This window comes from Laceyella putida, from assembly GCF_042665195.1.
Taxonomy (GTDB): Bacteria; Bacillota; Bacilli; order Thermoactinomycetales; family Thermoactinomycetaceae; genus Laceyella; species Laceyella putida.
On record NZ_JBHTBW010000023.1, the window covers coordinates 11,670 to 33,153 of the forward strand.

19 protein-coding genes and 1 pseudogene are annotated in these 21,484 nt (G+C 48.2%); 15 read left to right on the forward strand and 5 right to left on the reverse strand.

Annotated elements, in window-relative coordinates; translation table 11 throughout:
* Positions 1 to 273: 273 nt before the first annotated feature.
* The gene (locus ACFQNG_RS09825) at positions 274 to 1,632 is read right to left on the reverse strand and encodes an amino acid permease (RefSeq protein WP_379864749.1); all 1,359 of its coding nucleotides are present in this window, start codon (positions 1,630 to 1,632) and stop codon (positions 274 to 276) included.
* A 167-nt stretch (positions 1,633 to 1,799) separates the two neighbouring features.
* Positions 1,800 to 2,537 carry a pseudouridine synthase gene (locus ACFQNG_RS09830; protein ID WP_379864750.1) on the reverse strand — a complete coding sequence of 246 codons (738 nt, stop codon included), beginning with the start codon at positions 2,535 to 2,537 and terminating at the stop codon, positions 1,800 to 1,802.
* A 171-nt stretch (positions 2,538 to 2,708) separates the two neighbouring features.
* Between ACFQNG_RS09830 and ACFQNG_RS09835 the strand changes: the two genes are divergently transcribed.
* Together ACFQNG_RS09835 and trxB are read left to right on the forward strand one after the other, a co-directional pair.
* Entirely contained in the window at positions 2,709 to 3,356 is a 648-nt protein-coding gene (locus ACFQNG_RS09835) for a DsbA family oxidoreductase (protein WP_379864751.1), read from the forward strand.
* Between the two features lie 231 nt (positions 3,357 to 3,587).
* On the forward strand, positions 3,588 to 4,532 hold the full coding sequence (gene trxB / locus ACFQNG_RS09840) for a thioredoxin-disulfide reductase (RefSeq protein WP_379864752.1): 945 nt from the start codon (positions 3,588 to 3,590) through the stop codon (positions 4,530 to 4,532).
* Between the two features lie 211 nt (positions 4,533 to 4,743).
* Here trxB and ACFQNG_RS09845 read toward each other — a convergent pair whose 3' ends face one another.
* A complete protein-coding gene (locus ACFQNG_RS09845) occupies positions 4,744 to 5,073 on the reverse strand; it encodes a DMT family transporter (protein WP_379864753.1) in 330 nt (109 codons plus the stop codon).
* A 131-nt stretch (positions 5,074 to 5,204) separates the two neighbouring features.
* Positions 5,205 to 6,548, reverse strand: a complete 1,344-nt coding sequence (locus ACFQNG_RS09850) for a VWA domain-containing protein (RefSeq protein ID WP_379864754.1) — start codon at positions 6,546 to 6,548, stop codon at positions 5,205 to 5,207.
* Positions 6,549 to 6,859: 311 nt separating this feature from the next.
* Between ACFQNG_RS09850 and ACFQNG_RS09855 the strand changes: the two genes are divergently transcribed.
* Both ACFQNG_RS09855 and ACFQNG_RS09860 read left to right on the forward strand, forming a co-directional pair.
* Positions 6,860 to 9,070 carry a ribonucleoside-diphosphate reductase subunit alpha gene (locus ACFQNG_RS09855; RefSeq protein WP_379864755.1) on the forward strand — a complete coding sequence of 737 codons (2,211 nt, stop codon included), beginning with the start codon at positions 6,860 to 6,862 and terminating at the stop codon, positions 9,068 to 9,070.
* 26 nt (positions 9,071 to 9,096) lie between these two features.
* Positions 9,097 to 10,131 (forward strand): ribonucleotide-diphosphate reductase subunit beta, encoded by a 1,035-nt coding sequence (locus ACFQNG_RS09860; RefSeq protein WP_379864756.1) that lies wholly within the window; start codon positions 9,097 to 9,099, stop codon positions 10,129 to 10,131.
* Between the two features lie 32 nt (positions 10,132 to 10,163).
* Here ACFQNG_RS09860 and ACFQNG_RS09865 read toward each other — a convergent pair whose 3' ends face one another.
* A complete protein-coding gene (locus ACFQNG_RS09865) occupies positions 10,164 to 10,325 on the reverse strand; it encodes a hypothetical protein (RefSeq protein ID WP_379864757.1) in 162 nt (53 codons plus the stop codon).
* Positions 10,326 to 10,397: 72 nt separating this feature from the next.
* Here ACFQNG_RS09865 and ACFQNG_RS09870 point away from each other — a divergent pair, with 72 nt between their 5' ends.
* The 11 genes and pseudogenes from ACFQNG_RS09870 to tnpA all read left to right on the forward strand — a co-directional run.
* Positions 10,398 to 10,796 carry a pyrophosphohydrolase domain-containing protein gene (locus tag ACFQNG_RS09870; RefSeq protein WP_379864758.1) on the forward strand — a complete coding sequence of 133 codons (399 nt, stop codon included), beginning with the start codon at positions 10,398 to 10,400 and terminating at the stop codon, positions 10,794 to 10,796.
* A gap of 324 nt (positions 10,797 to 11,120) precedes the next feature.
* Positions 11,121 to 12,311, forward strand: a complete 1,191-nt coding sequence (gene nagA, locus ACFQNG_RS09875; RefSeq protein WP_379864759.1) for an N-acetylglucosamine-6-phosphate deacetylase — start codon at positions 11,121 to 11,123, stop codon at positions 12,309 to 12,311.
* A 7-nt stretch (positions 12,312 to 12,318) separates the two neighbouring features.
* Entirely contained in the window at positions 12,319 to 13,041 is a 723-nt protein-coding gene (gene nagB, locus ACFQNG_RS09880; RefSeq protein WP_379864760.1) for a glucosamine-6-phosphate deaminase, read from the forward strand.
* A gap of 15 nt (positions 13,042 to 13,056) precedes the next feature.
* A complete protein-coding gene (locus ACFQNG_RS09885; RefSeq protein ID WP_379864761.1) occupies positions 13,057 to 13,791 on the forward strand; it encodes an SIS domain-containing protein in 735 nt (244 codons plus the stop codon).
* 95 nt (positions 13,792 to 13,886) lie between these two features.
* Positions 13,887 to 15,155 carry an ABC transporter substrate-binding protein gene (locus ACFQNG_RS09890; protein WP_379864762.1) on the forward strand — a complete coding sequence of 423 codons (1,269 nt, stop codon included), beginning with the start codon at positions 13,887 to 13,889 and terminating at the stop codon, positions 15,153 to 15,155.
* A gap of 76 nt (positions 15,156 to 15,231) precedes the next feature.
* A complete protein-coding gene (locus ACFQNG_RS09895; protein WP_379864763.1) occupies positions 15,232 to 16,098 on the forward strand; it encodes a carbohydrate ABC transporter permease in 867 nt (288 codons plus the stop codon).
* A 27-nt stretch (positions 16,099 to 16,125) separates the two neighbouring features.
* Complete coding sequence (locus ACFQNG_RS09900) at positions 16,126 to 16,992, forward strand: carbohydrate ABC transporter permease (protein WP_379864764.1); 867 nt, start codon at positions 16,126 to 16,128, stop codon at positions 16,990 to 16,992.
* A 12-nt stretch (positions 16,993 to 17,004) separates the two neighbouring features.
* Positions 17,005 to 18,603, forward strand: coding sequence for a glycoside hydrolase family 3 protein (locus ACFQNG_RS09905; RefSeq protein WP_379864765.1), 1,599 nt, complete (start codon positions 17,005 to 17,007; stop codon positions 18,601 to 18,603).
* A complete protein-coding gene (locus ACFQNG_RS09910; protein ID WP_379864766.1) occupies positions 18,597 to 19,349 on the forward strand; it encodes a GntR family transcriptional regulator in 753 nt (250 codons plus the stop codon). The genes ACFQNG_RS09905 and ACFQNG_RS09910 overlap by 7 nt, the downstream gene beginning before the upstream one ends.
* Before the next feature lie 189 nt (positions 19,350 to 19,538).
* The gene (locus tag ACFQNG_RS09915) at positions 19,539 to 20,789 is read left to right on the forward strand and encodes an MFS transporter (RefSeq protein WP_379864767.1); all 1,251 of its coding nucleotides are present in this window, start codon (positions 19,539 to 19,541) and stop codon (positions 20,787 to 20,789) included.
* A gap of 243 nt (positions 20,790 to 21,032) precedes the next feature.
* A pseudogene (tnpA, locus tag ACFQNG_RS09920) lies at positions 21,033 to 21,332 on the forward strand (IS200/IS605 family transposase); the annotation flags it as partial.
* Positions 21,333 to 21,484 lie beyond the last annotated feature (152 nt).

The window sequence follows — 21,484 nt, forward strand, 5'->3', positions numbered from 1 at the left end:
AAACAAATTAGGGGTGGAAGCGCTTGCCGAACCCATCATTCCCCAGGGCCCGACCCGTTTGGCCGAAATTGCCAAGGGATATCAAACGACACAGATCGGAACCATCATTGAACGAGTATAGTCTCCATCGCGTGAAGATTGGCTTCTTTCTTCCTGGGGATCACATCCATTTGCAGAATGCTTGCGTTCATTGCCATCCGCTCCTTTGGTCATAAGGTGTTTGCGCCAATGAAAGAGCAGTCTCCTCAATGGATAAGGAGACTGCTCAATTCATTATTCGTCGTTTCTGTTGAATTTGCGGACCCATTGGTAACTCACCGCGAGGATGCCGAACCAGACGGGCCCCACATACAAGGCAATGCGTGTGCTTTCTTCCAATGACAGGAGAACCGCCACAAAGATTAAGAACAGGATGCCAATCCAGTTGGTCCAAGGTGTGCCTGGCATTTTGAATGCGGTTGGCTGATGTTTTTGCCTGAACTTGATGTGGGCGTATAAGATGATGCCCCATACCCATAATGCGCCGATTGTTGCCACGCTGGTGATATATGAAAACGCTTTCTCTGGGATGAAATAATTAAGCACCACACCAATCAACAAGACGATCGCAGACACGGTGATCCCACGCGAGGGCACATGGCGTCTGCTTACATAATCGAGTGCTTGTGGCGCTTGTTTGTGCCTTGCCAACGTATACAGCATACGACCGGTGCTGAACACACCGCTGTTGCAGGAGGATAAAGCCGCCGTCAAGATGACGAAATTGATAATCCCTGCCGCGGCGGGGATGCCAATCTTGGTGAAGGTTAGAACAAACGGACTGGTTTGACCATCCAACTGGTTCCATGGATAAAGAGAGAGGATGACCACCAATGCCCCGATGTAGAAGATTAAAATCCGCCAGATGATTTTATTTATGGCAGACGGAATGCTTTTTTCCGGATTTTGCGCTTCGCCCGCGGTAACCCCGACAAGCTCGACACCCAAGAAAGCGAACATTACCATCTGCAAAGCGAGCAATACGCCGATGAATCCTTTGGGCATAAAGCCGCCATGTTTCCATAGGTTTGAAAAGCCGATCGCTTCGCCGTCATTGCCCCATCCGGTTGTGATCATCACCAAGCCGACCACGATTAAGGCCAGGATGGTAACCACTTTGATCAACGCAAACCAGAATTCCACTTCGCCAAACAATTTGACAGCGATGAGATTGATCAAGTACACCACAACGAGCGCGACGAGAGCGGGTATCCACTGAGGCACTTGCGGGAACCAGGTGTTCACATAGATGCCTACAGCCGTAATCTCCGCCATGCCCGTGACGACCCACATGAACCAGTATGTCCAACCTGTGATAAAGCCAGCCCATGGGCCGATCAATTCAGTGGCGTATGTACTGAAAGAGCCTGAGACCGGTTTATACAGGATGAGCTCGCCCAAAGCGCGCATGATAAAAAAGATAATGATCCCGCCAAGAGCGTAAGAGAGGATGAGTGCCGGCCCGGCCGCTTGAATTGCGGAAGCGGAACCCAAGAACAGCCCAACGCCAATGGCACCCCCGATGGCGATCAACTGAATATGCCGATCGCTTAATCCCCTGGTCAGCGATTCATTGTGTGTTTGCTTGCTCATAAAATGCCTCCTTGTTCTTGTGTGTTTGGTGGATTTTTCAGCATTTATTATTTCTGACCAAAAACTATTAAATGCAACATGATTGTATCTCAGAATACAGCCGGGTTCAAGTTGAGCGGGATGATAAGAGTCCCCCAGCTGTTTAGAAAAACGCCGGGGGAGACGGGTTAGGGTGTGTCCTCCCCTTTGAGCGACGCGAGTTCCTCAGGGGTTAATTCCCGATATTCGCCGGGTTCCAAGTCGGGATCCAGGCTGAGGGGACCCATGGCGATGCGTTTGAGAAAAACCACTTTTTTGCCGACCGCTTCAAACATGCGCTTCACTTGATGATATTTCCCTTCGTAGATGGTCAACTCCACTTCGGACCGGGGCCCGGCAGAGAGGATGGTGAGTTCACCCGGCATCGTTTCATAGCCGTCATCCAAGGTGACCCCATTTTTGAAGGCGATGGTATCTTCTTCCGTGACTAGGCCATCCACTTCGGCATAGTATGTTTTGGGCACGTGTTTTTTGGGGGAAAGCAATTGGTGTGACAATTTCCCATCACTCGTAAGCAAAAGCAGCCCTTCCGTATCTTTATCCAGCCTGCCGACGGGAAAAGGCTCAAAAACGCGGTGTTCCGGTTCCAATAGGTCAGTGACGACTTCCTCGTTGCGGTCTTCTGTCGCCGAGATCACGCCTTGCGGTTTGTTCATCAGCAAGTAAATGTGTTCGCGATAATCAATCGTTTCCCCATCGACCGTGATCTTATCTTCTTCCGGCAACACATGGAGACCGGGATCATCCGCCACGGAGCCGTTTACTTTAATCCGGCCGGCTTTGGCGAGCTTTCTGATTTCTTTGCGAGTACCAATGCCCATATGTACCAACACTTTATCTAAACGTTGACTTTTTCTCACTGCCACGTGTGTGCCCCTCCTGTATGGTTGATAAATGAATCAATTGCCATCATAGCATATTGTGGAAGAAATGATAGGGGTTTTATCCGCAAAACCGCAAATTAAGGATGGTCAGCCGCATGGCTAATGCTTATAATAAGAAAGATTATAACTTTAAAAAAGTAAGGGGGGACACAGGTGATCATCGAACTTTTCCAAGATATTGTGTGTCCTTGGTGCCGGATCGGCAAAAAGAATTTGTTTGCGGCATTGGAAGAGTGGCGCCGGGAACATGACGAAGAAGTAACGATTCGATATCTGTCTTTTTTACTTGATCCGACCATGCCACCGGAAGGCCGTCCCTTCCGCGAGGTGATGACGGCGAAAATGGGTAACCCCGAGGCGATGTGGCAGGCGTTTGCCCATGTGACCCAAGCCGGTGCGGCGGTGGGAGTTCATTTTGATTTCACGAAAATCGAGCGGATGCCCAACACTTGGTTGGCGCACACCTTGATGAAATGCACCCCCGCATCACAAGCGGGCGATATGCTGGAAGCGTTGTACACGGCTGAATTTGAGGAAGGAAAAGATGTGGGTGCCGAAGAGGTTTTGCTGGAACTGGCCGAGCGTCAAGGGCTGGATCGCGGGGAAGTGAAAACGGCCTTTGCGGATGATGCCAAACGGGAAGAGATTGAGGCCGATTTGTTGATGGCGAAGCAGATGGGGATTCAAGGGGTTCCCTTCGTTATCATTGATGAGAAACTCGCGCTTTCCGGCGCCCATGCGCCAGCCAACTTCTTGCGCGCTTTTGCCGAAGCGAAGCAAATGGGGCCAAAATCAGATTAGAATGATTCTAAAGAAGTAGTTTGATTTATGTGGTTGCGGGGAAATATAAGACGCGTAATCCACTTCATCATAAACGACGGCATGACGGAACGGATATGGTCTCGCTAGGCAGAACCCAGCGTTGGATGAAAACCCCCTTGCCGGATGGTGGGTCTGGGTTAAAATAGATGATGTCAACCTATTTACGAGATACATATCGAATCAAGTCTAGGCGTAGGAGGCGAAACAAAAATGAATAAAGTCATTGTGTTGGGAACGGGTCCTGCAGGATTAACGGCAGCCATTTATTTATCCCGCGCCAATATGGAACCTTTGGTGATTGAAGGGCCGGAGCCGGGCGGGCAATTGACGACGACAACCGATGTGGAGAACTTCCCGGGCTTCCCCGATGGCATCATGGGTCCGGAGTTAATGGACAATATGCGCAAACAAGCCGAGCGTTTTGGCGCTCGTTTCAAACGGGGCTGGGTGAAGAAAGTGGATTTGTCACAGCGCCCATTCAAGTTGTATATGGGAGACGAAGTCATCGAAACCGAGTCTTTGATTATTTCCACCGGCGCTTCGGCAAAATTGTTGGGCATTCCAGGCGAGAAGGAAAACATCGGGCAAGGGGTGAGCACGTGCGCGACTTGTGACGGTTTCTTTTTCAGAGGAAAGAAAATCATCGTGGTCGGCGGTGGCGACTCCGCGATGGAAGAGGCCAACTTCCTTACCCGTTTTGCCACAGAAGTAACCGTGGTGCATCGTCGCAACGAGCTCCGCGCATCGAAGATCATGCAAGACCGCGCCCGTGAAAATGAGAAAATCAAATGGAGTTTAAACCGCACTCCGGTGGAAGTGCTTCGCGGCGATCATGGCGTGACAGGATTGAAAGTAAAAAATAACGAGACGGGTGAGGAAGAAATCATCCATACGGATGGAATCTTCGTGGCGATTGGGCATAAGCCAAACACCGACTTTTTGGAAGGCCAACTGGCGATGGATGAACTGGGTTACCTCAAAGTCGAACCGGGAACCACCAAAACCAGTGTGCCCGGAGTATTCGCCTGTGGTGACGTGCAAGACCATGTTTACCGTCAAGCGATTACCGCCGCTGGTACCGGTTGCATGGCGGCATTGGATTGTGAACGTTTCCTTGAAGGAAATGCGGTGCACGATTGGAGCAAATCGTTATAATTCTTTATTTAAAGAAGAAAACAGGGTGATGATGTCATTGCCCTGTTTTTTTGTTCTATTACAATGGTAAACAAGTTTGCATTACAAACAATAAAGGCAGAAGAAATGAATCACCCAAAATAGATTGTGGATAAGTGAAAATCAAGACAAATGGCACAACACATTAAAAAAGGGAAAGCCAATCGCCATCGGATTGGCTTTCCCTTTTCTCTTATAATGAAGGTTGTTTAAAGAGATTCACCATCACGCTTCCAATGATAATGAGAATGACACCAGCTAGCTGAGCCAGTTGCAACTTCTCGTCCCACAGGTAGTTGGCGACGAGGATGGTCCCTACGGTTCCCAAGCCTGACCAGATGGCATAAGCGATCCCAAGAGGGATCTGTTTCAGGCTGATGGTGAATAGGTAAAAGGCGACACCATAGCCGATGATGACGATCAGGCTGGGAACGGGACGAGTAAAGCTGGCCGATTCCTTGAGCGCACAGGTTGCGATAACTTCACTGATGATTGCGATCAAGAGAAATATGACGGATTTCATTATCCCACCCCAAATTGGAGATACACACGAGTTAAAGCGAATGATAAAAGAATTTGGAATTGTATATTTTAATTATACAATAAATTCCATCAAAAGTAAACGGTGAATCTGTTAAATAATGGTGTGGAATGTTATTTTTCTTTATGGTTCCATTGATCCTTGATTTGATCTGTCCCTTCATCCCAAATTCCGTTCCACGTTTTCCAACCATTTTTTTTGATGGCCTCCTGTAATGAGCGCCGGGTATTTGTCCGGTAGGAAGCCAATTGTTGCGTCCGCTGGTGAATGAGCTGTGCCAGGGTGTTTAACTCCTTAGTGGAGTAATGGGCGTCTTGCAGATAACGCAGGGCCGCTTTTAGATGGGCCTCTTCGCGGTCCGAGGTGGATTTCCACGCGCGAAACAAGCGATCCACGTCGCTTAATTTTTGCTGGCGAAGTTGGAGGGTTTCGCTTCCGGCTGCTTGGCCCCAGCGCAGCCATTCTTGCATTAATCGTCTGCTTTCATTCTCCAGAAACCGGTTTAACTCTTTGGCGCTGTCAACATACGTGAAGGTTCCCGCACCTGCGGCGGCCATCTGTTTCAAGGCTTTCTGCCCCTGATTGTCGACGCGAAATCCGATGATGTGAACTTGGGGACGAATCGCTTGTTGGCGTAATCGAGCCATGACTTGGACCGGATTGCCGCCACAAGTTTCTTCCCCGTCGCTGACCAGGTAAAGATGCACTTCTTCGGCATGGGAGGGAATGTCTTGTTCCATGGCTTCAAGCGCAGTCGCGATGGGAGTCCATCCGGTTGGGTTTACCGTATTCAGCGCTTTCGCAAAGGAAGCGGCTTCATATCCGGTCGCCCGCACGATCGCTTCCGTGCTTTGGCAAGAGAGGGCTTTATCCGCTACCTTGCTGCTGCCTTTATGCCCATATACCCGGAGAGAAATGGTGATGGAGTTGGGCAATTTGCTGACGAAAGAGGAAATGGCTCTTTTGGCGCTGTGCATTTTTGTGTTTGAATCTATTTTTTCAGCCATGCTACCGCTTGCGTCCAGCAAGATCGCAAAATGGGTTCGTTTTTCCAAGCGAAGATCTTCGGTCGGTTTCGGTTGTAATGTGTGGATGTCCACTGGGAAGTTGGCGGTCTCGATCACCAGAGGACGATAATCTTCATGCAACCATTGGAGCAGTTGCTGATAGGTGGCAGAAGCCGGTTGTGCCAAAGCAATGGTGTCCAAATGTCTTCGAAGGTCGGCTTCATTAAAAGAAGAGCCGTGCAAAGAGCCGGGTTCCCGCATGAGTGATTGTTCAAAAGGAGTAAGCTTGCGTTTTAAGGCGGGTGGGGTGGCGGAAACGGGGACGGAATGGGTTGGTTTGGCCGGTGGACTCGGGGCCGACGGGGTTGATGGACCCGCCGGCGTGCAACTGGTTACACACAAGAGGAAGATGGCGGTGAAACCGAGTAAACGAAAGTTTGTGTGAAGCATCAAAAATCGCCTCCCAAATGTTAAAAAGTTGTTGGAGATTTAACTACGCAGAAGTATGCTATTATGTATCTTTGGTATGTCATTACACCATTTACAAATGGAACGACTTCTTAACGTTTTATTAATATATTTCGGGTGTTAGTCAAACCAGAGAAAAAGGAGATTGATAGAGAAAAAAGACAAAAAAAGCTGGTATTGTCTCTATGATTCCTTATAAGTCTTTTTTCCTCCTTTTTTTTGATTTGGCACAATATCTTGTATTGGCTATACTACAAAAGCGACTATATATAGTAGAACGGACGTGATGAACCATGATCGATATAATTGCCGAAAAGCTGATGCGTTACCGCGGGGTGATCGATGAAGCGTGTGCGCGTTTTCCACATTTGAACAAAGAGCAATGGATTGAAGAGGCCAATATGCAACTCCGTGACAACATGACCGACAAGGAAGCGTTGCAAATCGTGATTCAAGCAGCCGTTGAAAAGACAAGCGTGGATGAGCCGGATTGGCAATTCGTCGCCGCCCATCTCCTTGCCCAGGGATTATATGAGGAAGCGGCGATGAATCGCGGTTATCAACCACAAGAAAAATACGGGGACTTGTATGCTCTGGTAAATACCTTGACGGAAAAGGGCTTGTACGGAAAATATTTGCTGGAGCATTACACCAAAGATGAGTTGGAAGAGTTGGAACGGTACATTGTGCCGGAACGGGACTATTTATTTAATTATATCGGACTGAAAGTGTTGGCGGATCGTTATATTGTGCGGGATTATGATGGGAAAGTGATGGAGTTGCCCCAGGAGCGCTTCATGATTATCGCGATGCACCTCGCACAAAAAGAAAATGACCGCGTCGGTTGGGCCAAACAGTTTTATGATGTGCTGTCCAAGCTGGAGATGACGGTGGCCACACCGACATTAAGCAACGCGGGCAAGCCATTGCATCAACTTTCTTCTTGCTTTATTGACACTGTGGATGATTCCTTGTGGTCGATCTACAATACCAACTCCGCGACCGCGCAAGTGTCCAAACACGGAGGCGGTGTGGGTATCTACTTGGGCAAAGTGCGCTCCAAAGGATCGAAAATACGCGGTCATAAAGGAGCTTCCGGCGGTGTCATCCCATGGATCCGCAACTACAACAACACAGCGGTGGCGGTGGATCAATTGGGGGTGCGCCGTGGGGCATTCGCCATTTACCTGGATGTCTGGCATGCTGATATCCTGGACTTCCTTAACTTGAAGACCAATAACGGGGATGACCGTCTCAAAGCCCATGATATTTTCCCTGGCGTGTGCATTCCTGACGTATTTATGGAGCGGGTAAAAAAGCGGGAATCCTGGTATCTGTTCGATCCGCATGAAGTGCGTGAAGTGATGGGGTATTCCATCGAGGACTATTGGGGTGACGAGTTTACCCGCCGGTATGAAGAGTGTTCGGCCCATCCTGACCTGCATAAGACCGAGATTCCGGCGATTGAAATCATGAAGCGGATCATGGTAAGCGCCTTTGAAACGGGAACGCCTTTCCTCTTCTTCCGCGATACGGTAAACCGGGCCAATCCCAACAAACATAAAGGGGTTGTCTATTCTTCCAACCTATGCACGGAAATCTGCCAAAACATGTCCCCGACGGAGTTAATCTCGGAAGAGCTGGAAGATGGCATCATCGTGACGAAACAAAAGCCAGGTGATTTCGTCGTATGCAATCTTTCCTCCATCAACTTGGGACGGCTTGAAAGCAAAGAAGATATTGCCCGCATCGTTTCTGTGCAAATGCGGATGTTGGACAATGTGATTGATCTCAATATCTATCCCGTTAAACAAGCGGAATTGACCAATAAGAAGTACCGCGCGGTGGGATTGGGAACCAGCGGATATCATCAATACCTAGCGCAACGAAAAATCATGTGGGAATCGGAAGAGCATGTGGAAGAGGCGGATCAACTGTTTGAGGATTTGGCATATCACGCGATTCGAGCCTCGATGGAGATCGCCAAAGAGAAGGGGAGTTATCCGCTGTTTGATGGAAGTGAATGGCAGACGGGAGAATATTTCGAGCGGCGCGGATACACCAGTGAGCGTTGGCAAAAGCTGCGGGAAGAAGTGGCTGAGCACGGCATGCGCAACGCATGGGTATTTGCCGTAGCCCCAACCGGGTCCACTTCACTGATCGCAGGTTCCACTGCCGGCATCGATCCCGTGTATGCGAAGTATTTTGTCGAAGAAAAACGCGGAGCGATCATTCCGCAAACAGCGCCCAATCTCAATGCCGAAACGACTTGGTATTACAAGGAAGCGCACTTGATCGACCAACACTGGAGCATTCGTGCGGCGGGAAGACGGCAACGGCACATCGACCAATCGCAATCCTTTAATTTGTACATCACGCCGAACACAACTGCGCGTGAGTTTTTGGATCTCTATATGGATGCATGGGAGAACGGCTTGAAAACCATCTACTATGTGCGCAACCAATCATTGGAAGTGGAAGATTGTGTAAGCTGTTCTTCATAACAGAGTGGGTAGAAAGGTGATAGGGCATGGCGAAGTTAGAACGGAAAAAGATTTTTAACGAACATGGACAACGGGGAACCCAACGCTTAATCAATGGGAACACCACCAACCTGCGTGAGTGGAACCGGATTAAATATGATTGGGCGCATAAACTGTACCGGGCGATGCTGAACAACTTCTGGATTCCCGAAGAGATTCCGCTGGCGAGCGACGCGAAGCAGTTTATGGAACTGTCGCCCGCAGAGAGACGCGCTTTCGATAAAACCATTTCCTTTTTGAACTTCTTGGATTCGATCCAAGGGGAGAACTTGCCCAACATCAACGAGTATGTTACGGCGCCCGAAGTGAACTCCCTCTTGAATATCCAGGCGTTCCAGGAGGAAATTCACGCTCAATCCTACAGTTACATTCTGGATAGCGTATGTTCGCCGGAGACGCGAGAAAACATCTATGACGAATGGCGCAATGACGAACACCTCTTGCGTCGGAACCGTTTCATCGCGGATTTGTACCAACGGTTCGTCGATGAGAAAGATGACAGAAACTTTGTGCGCACATGCATGGCAAACTTCTTGCTGGAGTCACTCTATTTCTATAGTGGATTTTCCTTTTTCTATGCGTTGGCGCGCCAAGGGAAGATGACAGCGACGGCAACGATCATCAAGTATATCCAACGGGATGAGTTGACCCATGTTGTCTTGTTCCAAAACATGATCAAAGAACTGCGCAAAGAAAACCCCGAACTGTTCACTCCGGAATTTATCGAAGAGTTGCGTGAGATGACACGTACCGCGGTGGAGCATGAAATCAGCTGGGGCCAATATATCACCAACAACGAAATTCAAGGCATCACCAATGAAGTGTTGGAACGGTACATTAAATACTTGGCAAACGAACGGTTAAGCCGGTTGGGCTTGGATATTCTTTATCCTGAAATCACCACCCATCCGATGAAGTGGGTGGAGAGCTTCTCCAATTTGAATGCAACCAAAACGGACTTCTTCGAGCAGAAAGTAACCAACTATTCCAAGGCGAGTTCGCTTGATTTCGGTGACCTCTAATGGAAAACGCCTCCCCGACCGGGGAGGCGTTTTCATATGGGGAACTGATTGAACAAGAAATAAAGCGCGGCGACAGCGATAGCGAGTTGGTACACAAATTCAAACCAATTTTGCGCCCGGAACAGCTGATAGGCGGTGATGACAGCATGAACCAAGATGAAAACGAGAGCGATTTGAAAAAGTAGCAATAACATGATTTTTCCACCTCCTGGTATCGAAATTATTCACTGATAGCTAGGACTATTCATATGACTGGAGGAAGTTTGATGGACAAGGAATGGAATGACGTAAAAGCGTTTCATGTGACCTTTGATGTGCCTTATCAAGAGCGACCGCGTTTATTGGAGCAAGAGCGGGTGAAGAGGCGCGCCAAATGGATGATGGAGGAGATTCAAGAGTTTATGGAGGCGGATACGCTGCCGGCTCAAGCGGATGCGATGATCGATACCATTTATTTGGCCCTGGGAACTTTGGTTGAAATGGGGGTCAAACCGGACGCTCTCTTTCAGGTCGTGCATGAAGCCAACATGAGCAAGTTGTGGGAAGATGGCAAACCGCGTTATCGAGAGGAAGACGGGAAAGTGATCAAACCGCCGACATGGCAAGACCCGGGTCCTCGACTGTGTGAAGAGATTGAGCGTCAACGGTGGGAAAGAAAGGGATAAACCGGTCATGGGATGAAGGATGGAAGGTCAATAGTCCAAGAATCGCAAGGTTTTTAGCGGTGTGGAATGTAGTTGCTCGGTATCCCACTTGCAGGGATGCTCAGAGCAACAAATTTCAGCTTTCGTTGTAAACAGGTGGCTAGGGATGATCTAGCCGTTTTTTTCATAGGGATATATGAGATAGGGAATAGTATGTGAAGGAAAACTTGAAAATGTTGCTGATGTTTGGCTTGTCTTGTGGGAATATTGGATATATGGTATAGACAACTATACATAAGGGTGCTAAACTTAAATTGTAATGTAAGGAAAAAGGAGATTGTTTATATGAATCCGGTTTCCCCTCTCATGATAAGAAATGTGACGATTTATGCAGAGACAGGAAAGATTGCGCCAGGATATATCGAGCTTGTTGATGGTAAAATCAAAAATTTCGGACCAATGAACCAGATGCCTGACCCCAAAGGTGTCCAGGTGATTGAGCTGTCGGAAGCACACCGAATCATTCCTGGGATGATCGACGTTCATATTCATGGTGCTGGTGGGGCAGATACCATGGATGCTACGGTGGAAGCGCTTGATACAATGGCCGTACATCTGGCCAAAGAGGGTACGACGAGCTTTCTCGCCACCACCATCACGCAATCACACGATAACATTGAAGCCGCATTGGTCAACGCGGCCCATTACATCGAACAGCATCAAGCTCCAGGCAAAGCGGAGTGTGTGGGTGTCCATCTCGAAGGCCCATTTATTAACAAGAAGCGTGCCGGCGCGCAGCCGCCAGAGTATATTGTCAACCCAGATCGCGAACAGTTTGCCAAGTGGCAAGAGATGGCGCGTGGCTGGATCCGCCTGGTTACCTTGGCTCCGGAAGAGCCGGGCGGACTGGAATTGACCCGTTATCTGAAAGAAACAGGTGTCATTGCATCCATCGGACATTCCGATGCTTGCTATCACCATGTCGCTGAAGCCATCGATGCGGGACTGAGCCATGTCACCCATTTGTTTAATGGGATGAGAGGTTTTCATCACCGTGAACCGGGTGTGGCGGGCGCCGCCTTGTTGCGGGATGAGTTAATGGTGGAAATGATCGTTGATGGCATTCACATCGAACGGAACAGTGTCAAAGTGGCATACAAGCAACTCACGTCGGAGCGAATCGTGCTGATTACGGATTCCATGCGGGCGAAATGCCTCAAGAGCGGGACCTATGATCTTGGAGGGCAAGAAGTCACGGTAACGGAAACCGACGCCCGACTGGCGGATGGCACACTGGCAGGAAGCATCCTGAAGATGAAAGATGCATTTAAGAATATGCATCATTTCGTCGATTGCTCCATCGAGCAACTGATTCAAATGACGGCTGGCAATGCCGCCAAAGAGTTAAAATTGGATGATCGCAAAGGAAGCATTGCGGTGGGAAAAGATGCGGATATTGTGGTCCTTGACGAAAATCTGGAAGTGATGATGACAATTTGCCGTGGGGCAATTGCTTATCAAGCAAAGGAGCAATGATCAAAAAATGGAGATCATCAGAGCGAGAGATTATGACGAACTATGTGAACACGCGGCAACGATGATCATCGCTCAAGTCCAGCAAAACCGCCATTCTGTGTTGGGGTTGGCCACAGGGGCAACCCCAACCGGCATCTATCAAAAAATGATTGCCGATCACCGGAAGCACGGGACATCGTATGCCGGAGTGCGCACATTTAATCTGGACGAATATGTCGGGTTGGCGCCGGAACATCCAAGCAGCTTTGCCTATTATATGCGCAAGCATTTGTTTGCGCATCTGGATATTTCACCGGAACAGACGCATATCCCTTCAGGTGTAGCGACAAACTTACAGGTGGAGTGCCAACAATACGAAGACGCGATTGCGTCTACAGGCGGCATTGACTTGCAGATCTTAGGGATTGGCATAAATGGACATATCGGGTTTAATGAACCCGGAACGTCATTTCAATCAGCAACGCACGTGGTTACATTGACGGAATCGACCAAAGAAGCGAATCGCCGTTATTTCACCAAGGAAGAAGAAATGCCCACCCATGCGATTACCATGGGCTTGGCAACAATCATGCAAAGTAAGAAAATTATCCTATTGGTGTCGGGTAAGCATAAAGCGCCCGTCTTGCACCGCTTGTTGAATGAGCCGATGTCGGAAGATTTACCTGCTTCCATCTTGAAACAACATTCCCATGTGACCATCATCGCTGATGAAGAGGCCTGGAATCTGTAGAGAGGGGATATGAATATGGTTTTGAAGTTTATGGAGTTAATAGAGAAGAAGCTGGCAGAGCTAAAGCGGGAAGAACTGCCGGTGATGCGGGAAGCCGCAAGGTTGATTGCTGATGCCATTCAACAAGAAGGAATTGTCCATTTGTTTGGATGTGGTCACTCCCACTTGCTAGCGGAGGATGTGTTTTACCGCGCGGGTGGGTTAGTTCCCATCCATCCAATTTTTATAGAAGAGTTGATGTTGCACAAGGGGGCCGTGCGTTCATCGCAATTGGAACGGCAACATGGTTTGGCAAAGACGTTTATGGCGGAGCAACCGATCCAACCGGGAGATGTGATGATCGTGATCTCCACTTCAGGCATCAACCCGGTGCCAATCGAAGCGGCTCTTTTGGCCGGGGAAAAAGGGGCCAAAGTGATCGGTTTAACGTCGCTCGCGTATGCCGATGGTGTGCCGTCACGCCATAATTCAGGCAAGCATCTGTCGGAAGTGGTTGACTTGGTATTAAACAATCATGTAGATCAAGGCGATGCTTTGCTTTCCCATGGACAGGTACCGGCAAAATTTGGCCCGAGTTCAACGATATTGGGTTCATTTATTTTGCAGTCCGTGCTGGTTGAAGCGGTCGAGCGGTTGGTTGAAGCGGGAGTGGAAGTGCCTGTTTTTCGAAGCGGCAATATACCGGGAGCCGATGAATACAACCAAGGTTTAATAGAAAAGTATGCCAAAAAGATACCGATTCTTAAATAAAAATATGAATATAATTTAGTATTGACATAACTTTGACAACTTTATAAAATTGGTATAGTCAATATTACAAATTTTCTTGAGGTTGGTGAAAAGGCATGCGGAAATGTGGGACAGGCCTTCTTGCAATCGTTCTTACCTTGATGATCGCTCTGACCGGTTGTTCGCCAAGCGCAGATGGCGGCAAGATCAAACTGCGCATTGTGACGATGTTTGGTGGAACAGACCCTGCGAAGAAAACATATGACCAAGCTTTAAAAGATTTTATGAAAGCGCACCCAGATGTCGAAATAGTCGATGAATCGATGACGGCTACAGGTGATGACTTCCGCACGAAAGTGAAGACGGACTTCGCTTCAGGCAACGAACCCGACGTGACATTCTTCTTCACAGGAGCGGAAGCCGAGCCGATCGTCCAATCTGGCGCCGTCATTCCTTACGATGAACTCTTTGCGAAAGATAAAGCGTGGGGGGATGCGTTTTCCGAAAACGTCAAAACGCAAATGAAAGCGAAAGATGACAAAATATACGCGGTTCCTGTAACTGGGTTCTATGAAGGGCTGTTTGTTAACAAAAGCTTGTTTGAGAAGTACAATCTCGAATTGCCAACGGATTGGGATAAATTCAACAAAGCAGTCGAAATCTTCGCCGAAAACGGAATTGTGCCAATTGCCGGGTCGTTGGAGGAATCCTACTACCTGATCGAACATTTCATCTTGTCCGCCGGTGGCCCCGCAGGTCATAACAGCAAATTTGATAACGGTATTCACCCAACTTGGGCACAAGGTTTGGAACAAATCAAAGAGGTGTATGACAAAGGCGGTTTCCCAAAAGACGCGTTGACCATGAAAGACGCGCAAGCGCAAGAGCTGTTCAAGAACAAGCAAGCGGCCATGATCGTCAACGGATCTTGGATCTTGGGCGGCTTGACGGATAAAGAAGATGTGGAAGTGTTGCCTTTTCCGGTGTTGCCGGGTGGCAAAGCCAATCCGAAAGATTTGGTTGCCGGCTATACCTCCGGTTTCTACCTGAGCAAAAAGTCTCATGAAGACAAGGATAAAAAAGGCTTGGCGTTGGAGCTGATCAAGTATCTCACTTCTAAAGACATGATTAAGAAATTCGCGGAAGCCAATGGCGGGGTGCCAGCAGTAGATGTAACGGTAGACAGTTTGCCAACCGTAGCGAAAAACGGCCACAAAATGGTGCAAGAAGCCAGCTCCCTGTCCTTGCCGATCGACGCGCAAATCTCAGCTGAAGCGTTTAACGAAATTAGAAAAGGCATTCCTTACATCGTGCAAGGCAAGAAAACCATTCAAGATGTCTTGAGCGCAGCCCAGAAAATTGAGCAAGAAAAAACGAAAAAGTAAATATCGATTGAGGCAAAAGCGGAAGTTTTGCGTATGATGCAAGGCTTCCGCTTTAAAAAAAGAAAGGAGCTTTCCCATGCACAAGGGTGATCGAAGCGTCATTTTTCTTTTTTTGCTACCAACGGTCTTACTGACGGGCGTGTTTCTATATTATCCGTTCATTCGCAGTATCATCAAAAGTTTCTATTACTCCGATGGCTTGTTCGTCAACCGGTTTGTCGGTCTCGATAACTACATTCGCTTGGCGGAGGATGAAGTTGTGAAGATGGCCACACTCAATACGTTGGAAATCATGTTGTATGCGGTGGTTTTCCAAGTGGGATTGGGTGTTGTGCTAGCCATCCTGGTGGATTCGATCCGCTTTGGCAAAAACTTTTTCCGATCCACCTTCTTCTTTCCAGTCGCCATCTCGGCTACGGCAATCGGACTTATGTTTACGCTTTTTTATAACTATGACAATGGCATGTTGAACCAGATTCTGGTCCACTTCGGTTTCAAAAAGATCGTCTGGATGACAGAAGAAACCTCCCTGCTGGCGGTCGCGATCCCAACCATCTGGCAATATGTTGGGTTTTACTTTGTCATCGTGCTGACGGCCATGTCCAAGATTCCCGATGATTTTTATGAAGCTGCGCAATTGGAAGGGATTACTGGCTTTCAAAAGACGATTCACATTACCATCCCCTTGATTTGGAGTGATGTGAAGACTTCGATCCTGTTGGCGATCACAGGCGCCCTGAAAGTGTTTGAACTCGTGTTTATCATCAGTGGCGGCGGTCCCGCCAACTCGTCTGAAGTATTGGGAACGTATATGTATCAAAAAACATTTACCAGCCAAGCTTTTGGGTATGGCGCGACGATTGCCGTATGGATCGTCATCTTGGGACTCTTGTTCTCATTCATCGCCCAACACTTGTTGAAGCAAGAAGAAATCACCTATTAGAAGATGGAAGGAAATGAGGTGGGGAAGTTGAAACATAAGACGGTATGGGAAAAAATGACGCTGGCTCTGTATAGACAGAAGATGGTGCGGATGGTCGTTTATGTGTGTTTGGGTTTATGGTCGTTGACCACGATTTATCCGCTGTTCTGGGTGATCAACAACTCGTTGAAACCATCGCAACAAGTGGTGAATGATTCTTTTTCCGTGGCCTTGAGCCCGACGGTCGACAACTATATGAAAGCGTTTGAGCAAGTCAATATCGGGCAAAGTTATCTTAACAGTTTCATCATGTCCGGTGGTACGGTATTATTAACTCTGTTGTGCGGTGGTATGGCCGCCTATGTTTTGTCCCGGTTCCAATTCCGCTTGCGCGCGCTCATTCAAACCACCTTGGTGGCCAGTTTGTTAATTCCAGCGTTTGCTACGGTGGTGCCTGTGTTTGAGATCTTGAAAGATCTTCAGCTGTTAAATACGTATTGGGCCTTGATCATTCCGCATACGGCCGGTTTTTTGCCGTTTACCATCCTGGTGTTGTCCGCGTATATGGCTACCGTCCCGAAAGATTTGGAAGAGGCGGCCATTATGGACGGATGTAACCGCTTCTCCATTTTCTGGCGCATTATGCTGCCCGTATCGCGGCCCGCGTTCATTACCGCGAGCATCTTTGTTTTCCTGTGGTCATACAATGACTTATTCTCGGCGCTGATTTTCGTTCCGCAAGAAGACGTGCGACCCATCAATGTGCTCTTGACGACGGTCAGTTCGCAATACGGGACGGATTACGGCTTGTTAACCGCGGCGGTGACGCTGACACTGATTCCCGTCATCGTGTTGTACAGTGTGGCGCAACGACATGTGATCAAAGGGTTAACCTCAGGTGCGGTGAAAGGATAAGGAGGTAGTTGGATGAGCCGTTGGGTGGAAGAGCGGTTGCAATCGCTTACCTTGGAACAAAAGATCGGCCAATTATTGGTGGGACAGGCGGAAGGAACGGAGGTGAGTGAGTCCTTCCGTCGCTTTATCGAGAAAATTCCGATAGCCGGATATCGCATCAATGGCCCCAACATCGAGCATCCGGGCCAGGTCAAGTCGTTAACCGCTGAGATTCAGCGGATATATGCGCGGTTGGGCTTGGACTTTCCCGTCATTTTTGCATGTGATCAAGAGGGGGGCGTTTTAAGCGTTTTTGGTGACTGTGTCAGTGAATTTCCTGGTAATATGGCATTAGGTGCAGCTGATTCAGTGGCCTTGACCGAACGCCAAGGCCAATTGGTGGGTTGGGAGCTGTCGGAAATGGGAATGAATCATTTGCTGGCGCCTGTGGCAGACCTGAATCTGGAAAAGCAAAATCCGGTGATTGGCGTCCGTTCATTTGGGGATGACCCCGAGCGGGTCGCCAGCCATTGCATTCATTTTCAGCGAGGGGCCAATCGCGGAGGCGTTGCGGTGAGCGCCAAGCATTTCCCTGGTCATGGAAATACGGCGACAGATACGCATTTGGGGCTGGCGACAAACCATACTGAAAAGGACGTGTTGCGACGGACGGAATTGGTTCCATTTCAAAAGATGGTCAACGCCGGGGTGGATTCGGTCATGGTGACACATGTCGTCTTTTCCGAATGGGGTTCCATGCCGGCCAGCTTGTCCCCTACCGTGATTAGCGGCTTGTTGCGCCATGAGATGGGGTACGACGGATTGGTCATCACCGACGATTTGGCCATGGGAGCGGTGCGCAACCTTGTTTCCGCTGGTGAGTCGGTGTTGCGCTTCATCCAAGCGGGTGGGGATATCGCTTATATGCATGACGGAAGGGCTTCGATTGAAGAAGCTTACGGGCGCTTGTTGGAAGCGGTTCGATCAGGGGAGTTGACGGAAGAACGGATTCATCTCTCGCTAAGGCGGATCTTGCGGTTTAAGCAAAGGATTGCGACTTATCAGCATGCCAGGGAAAAGCTCGGAACATCGGGAACGGATTTGGCGCGACAGGTCGCTGAACAATCCATCACGTTGCTGCGCGATCCGGGCCGGCTGCTCCCTGTGGCGCCGGATAAAAAGTTGTTGGTGGTCTTACCGCAGCTTTGCAATCTCTCAGAAGCGGATACCTCTGATCAACAAGAAATGAAGTTGGTCACTTATCTCAAACAAGCCTATCCCCAGGTGTCCGTTGTGGAGCTGTCGCTTGACGAAGCAGCAAGGGATGGGTTATGGCAAAAAGCGAATGAAGCGGATCTCATCTTGCAGGGAACGATCAACGCTTATCGTTTCCCTGGGCAGATCGCGGTGATGAAAAAATTAGCCGAAATCCGACCTCTTATTGCAATCATGCTGCGGGACCCGTATGATAGTGAGTTGATTCCATTCGATACGACGGTATTGGCCACCTATGCTGTCACTGAACAACAGATGGCCACCCTGGTTCGTCAGCTTCAAGGAGCGCTCACTTTTAAAGGGAAAGTGCCGGTAAAGTTAGATGACCATGTGAAAAGAAGGAAGGAAGAATGGTGAAGAAGCAAACCATGCGCAAGGTATTGAAAAACAGTCCGATTCCTTTATATTACCAGTTGAAAGAAATCATTCAAGAGATGATAGATAATGAAGAACTGAAACCCGGCGACGCGATTCCGCCTGAGCGCGAATTGTGCGAAATCCATAACATCAGCCGCATGACGGCACGTAAAGCGGTGATTGCCTTGGTCAATGAAGGGGTTTTATATCGGGAGCAAGGCAAAGGAACGTTTGTGGCAGAGCCCAAACCGAAGCACCTGATTACGCGGCTCAAAGGTTTCACCGAAGAAATGGAAGGAAAGGGCGTGACAGTGGAGACGCGAATTTTAAACTTTTCGATCGTTGAAGCCACGCTCAATTTGAAAAGGAATTTGCGGATGCTTCCGCATCACGAACATGTGGCTGAAATCAAGCGGTTGCGGATCGTCGATGGGGAACCTTTGGCGTTGGAAACGGTTTGGCTTGATGAGCAGAAAGTGCCTGGGTTAAATAAGGAGATGCTGGAAGGACAATCGTTATATGCCGTCTTAAAAGACAATTATCAGTACCAACCCCTATACGCAAGGCAAACAATTGAACCCGTTCTAACCAACGAGTATGAGAGCAAGCTGTTGGGACTGCCGAATCATTCATTGGCGATCCTGTTTCAGCGGACGACCTATTTGGCGCAGGATGAAGTGATGGAGTATACGCGCTGTATTTATCGGTCTGACCGCTATAAGTATGAGATTTTTCTGCAACCATAAATCTTTAAGGATAGAAGAGAGATTGAATGCGATCTCTCTTCTTTTTTATGAAAATGAATGAAAGTATTTATTTCATTAAGTTGAATGGTTGTGTTAAAATATGATTGAACATTTGTAATTTTAAACCTTTTACATAGAATAAGTATGGGTTTATATCTTATTATGTGGTTGTAGAAAGTGGTGAAAATAATGAAGAAAAATTGGTCTTTTCATTGCTTGTGGTTGGGGCAAACAATGGCCAACCTGGGGGATTCATTTTTTATTTTAGCCATGGTTACGTTGATTTACCAAGCGACAGGGTTGACACTGATCGCTGCCTTGTTTCCCATACTCAGGGTGCTCGCTGTTTCATCGAGTGGTTTGGTCGTCCCGTTGTTGTTGGGGCGATTTCGTTTGCAACGCATTTTGTTTATGTCACAAGCTTCCCAAACCGTGTTGCTTGCCAGCGTGGTCTTGCTCGCATTTTTAAATGGCAAGGATGAAGGGGCGATTCCCCTTTTATTGGTATTAACTTTTGTTATTTCATTTTTGGACGGTTGGACGACGCCGACCCGGAATGCGTTAGTGCCCAGACTTGTCGAGGATGGGGAATTGGTGGAAGCCAATAGTTTGTTGAGCACACTGGATCAGATCGCCCTCTTGACAGGTTGGTCTGTGGGCGGTGGGATCCTGTCCGTGATGAATGAGGCGCAATTGTTGGCCCTCACGTGGATTTTGTTTGCCGTCTCCACTGTCTTCACACTGTTCATTAAAGATCGATCCAAGGTTGAGCCCAAGCGGAAAAGCAGACGCTGGGATCAAATCAAAAGCGGGTGGGTAAATATTTGGAATAGTCCCGCTGTTAGGACAGTGACGGCGATTGATTTGTTGATCGTATTGGGTGCGGGCATCTGGACGGGAGCCATTATTTTGGTATTTGTCAACAAAGTGCTTCACAAAGGCGCTTTCTGGTGGGGAATCATGAATACGGGATATTTCGCGGGAACGATGATTGCCGGATTTGTGATTTTATCCATGTCCAAATGGGTATCCCGCCATATTGTTGCGAGTATGGTAATCGGCTTGACTGGTATGGTTTTATTTACATTTAGCTTTTCGTTCACAACGATTCCCGGATTGGCGCTTTCTTTCATTACGTTATTGGGTCCCATGTTCCAAATTCGCCGGGTTGCCCAGCAAACGATATTGCAACGAAATACGACGAACGAAACATATCCCGAAATCGCGGCAGCCCATTATACGTTGCTGAACATTTTATATGCGGGCTCTGTCTTGCTCATGGGGTTTGTAACCGATGCGCTAGGCGTGCAGTATGTGTATTGGCTAACCACTGTGTTTTATTTCGTTTGCCTTTTGCTCATCCCGACGTTGCGCCGCCAGATTGATCGGATGGATCATATCCGTAGAGAAGGTGAGAGTGAATCGAACAGGATGGTATGATGGAAAGGGCGGAGGGGGCATCGCGAATGAGGGGGAAGTGCCATGACTGATTGAATGATAGGAAACACCCGGATTTTGCTCAAACAGGGTGATATTACAGATTTTTGCTGGCTGAAAGCCCACTGTTTCAATCGTGGGATGAAAGACGGCGTTGCTCGGTATCCCCATAAAGGGGATGCTTAGAGCAACTATTTTTTATCTTTTGATGTTGCAGTTTGCGGATCGAACGGTTAGGATCTGGATATGGAACAAGACGACAGAAGAACAAGAACAACGGTCTCTTTAATCAACTATCATTTTGTTTTTTGTCCGCGCTATCGAAGAAAAGTACTGGTGAATCAAGTAGAAGAGCGATTCAAGGAACGGGTGACCGAAATTGGTGAAGAGAATGAATGCGTCATTGTCGCTATGGAAGTCATGCCTGATCATGGTCATTTGTTCTTGAACTGTCTTCCTACTCATTCACCCTCTGATATCATGGCAAAAGTGAAAGGAGTGACTTCAAGAAGACTGAGACAAGAATTTAAACACTTGTCCCATCTGGAGACTGATGCAGAACGATTACTAAATATGATCATTCTACAGTTTCTGGAATCAAAAGCACTTCCTGCTTTACAAGATCAGGGAGTGCCCACGGTGTGGGTGTCATTCGCATGGAAGACTTGACCGACATTCGCAACAGAGCCAAATCTAAA

Excerpts from the sequence above, each read along its gene's own strand:
- ACFQNG_RS09895 (WP_379864763.1), top strand. The coding sequence starts at position 15,232 with ATGCACAAGGGTGATCGAAGCGTCATTTTTCTTTTTTTGCTACCAACG.
- ACFQNG_RS09890 (WP_379864762.1), top strand. The coding sequence starts at position 13,887 with ATGCGGAAATGTGGGACAGGCCTTCTTGCAATCGTTCTTACCTTGATG.
- ACFQNG_RS09905 (WP_379864765.1), top strand. The coding sequence starts at position 17,005 with ATGAGCCGTTGGGTGGAAGAGCGGTTGCAATCGCTTACCTTGGAACAA.
- ACFQNG_RS09885 (WP_379864761.1), top strand. The coding sequence starts at position 13,057 with ATGGTTTTGAAGTTTATGGAGTTAATAGAGAAGAAGCTGGCAGAGCTA.
- ACFQNG_RS09915 (WP_379864767.1), top strand. The coding sequence starts at position 19,539 with ATGAAGAAAAATTGGTCTTTTCATTGCTTGTGGTTGGGGCAAACAATG.
- ACFQNG_RS09910 (WP_379864766.1), top strand. The coding sequence starts at position 18,597 with ATGGTGAAGAAGCAAACCATGCGCAAGGTATTGAAAAACAGTCCGATT.
- nagA (WP_379864759.1), top strand. The coding sequence starts at position 11,121 with ATGAATCCGGTTTCCCCTCTCATGATAAGAAATGTGACGATTTATGCA.
- ACFQNG_RS09825 (WP_379864749.1), bottom strand. The coding sequence starts at position 1,632 with ATGAGCAAGCAAACACACAATGAATCGCTGACCAGGGGATTAAGCGAT.
- ACFQNG_RS09860 (WP_379864756.1), top strand. The coding sequence starts at position 9,097 with ATGGCGAAGTTAGAACGGAAAAAGATTTTTAACGAACATGGACAACGG.
- ACFQNG_RS09865 (WP_379864757.1), bottom strand. The coding sequence starts at position 10,325 with ATGTTATTGCTACTTTTTCAAATCGCTCTCGTTTTCATCTTGGTTCAT.
- ACFQNG_RS09845 (WP_379864753.1), bottom strand. The coding sequence starts at position 5,073 with ATGAAATCCGTCATATTTCTCTTGATCGCAATCATCAGTGAAGTTATC.
- nagB (WP_379864760.1), top strand. The coding sequence starts at position 12,319 with ATGGAGATCATCAGAGCGAGAGATTATGACGAACTATGTGAACACGCG.
- ACFQNG_RS09855 (WP_379864755.1), top strand. The coding sequence starts at position 6,860 with ATGATCGATATAATTGCCGAAAAGCTGATGCGTTACCGCGGGGTGATC.
- ACFQNG_RS09850 (WP_379864754.1), bottom strand. The coding sequence starts at position 6,548 with ATGCTTCACACAAACTTTCGTTTACTCGGTTTCACCGCCATCTTCCTC.
- ACFQNG_RS09870 (WP_379864758.1), top strand. The coding sequence starts at position 10,398 with ATGGACAAGGAATGGAATGACGTAAAAGCGTTTCATGTGACCTTTGAT.
- trxB (WP_379864752.1), top strand. The coding sequence starts at position 3,588 with ATGAATAAAGTCATTGTGTTGGGAACGGGTCCTGCAGGATTAACGGCA.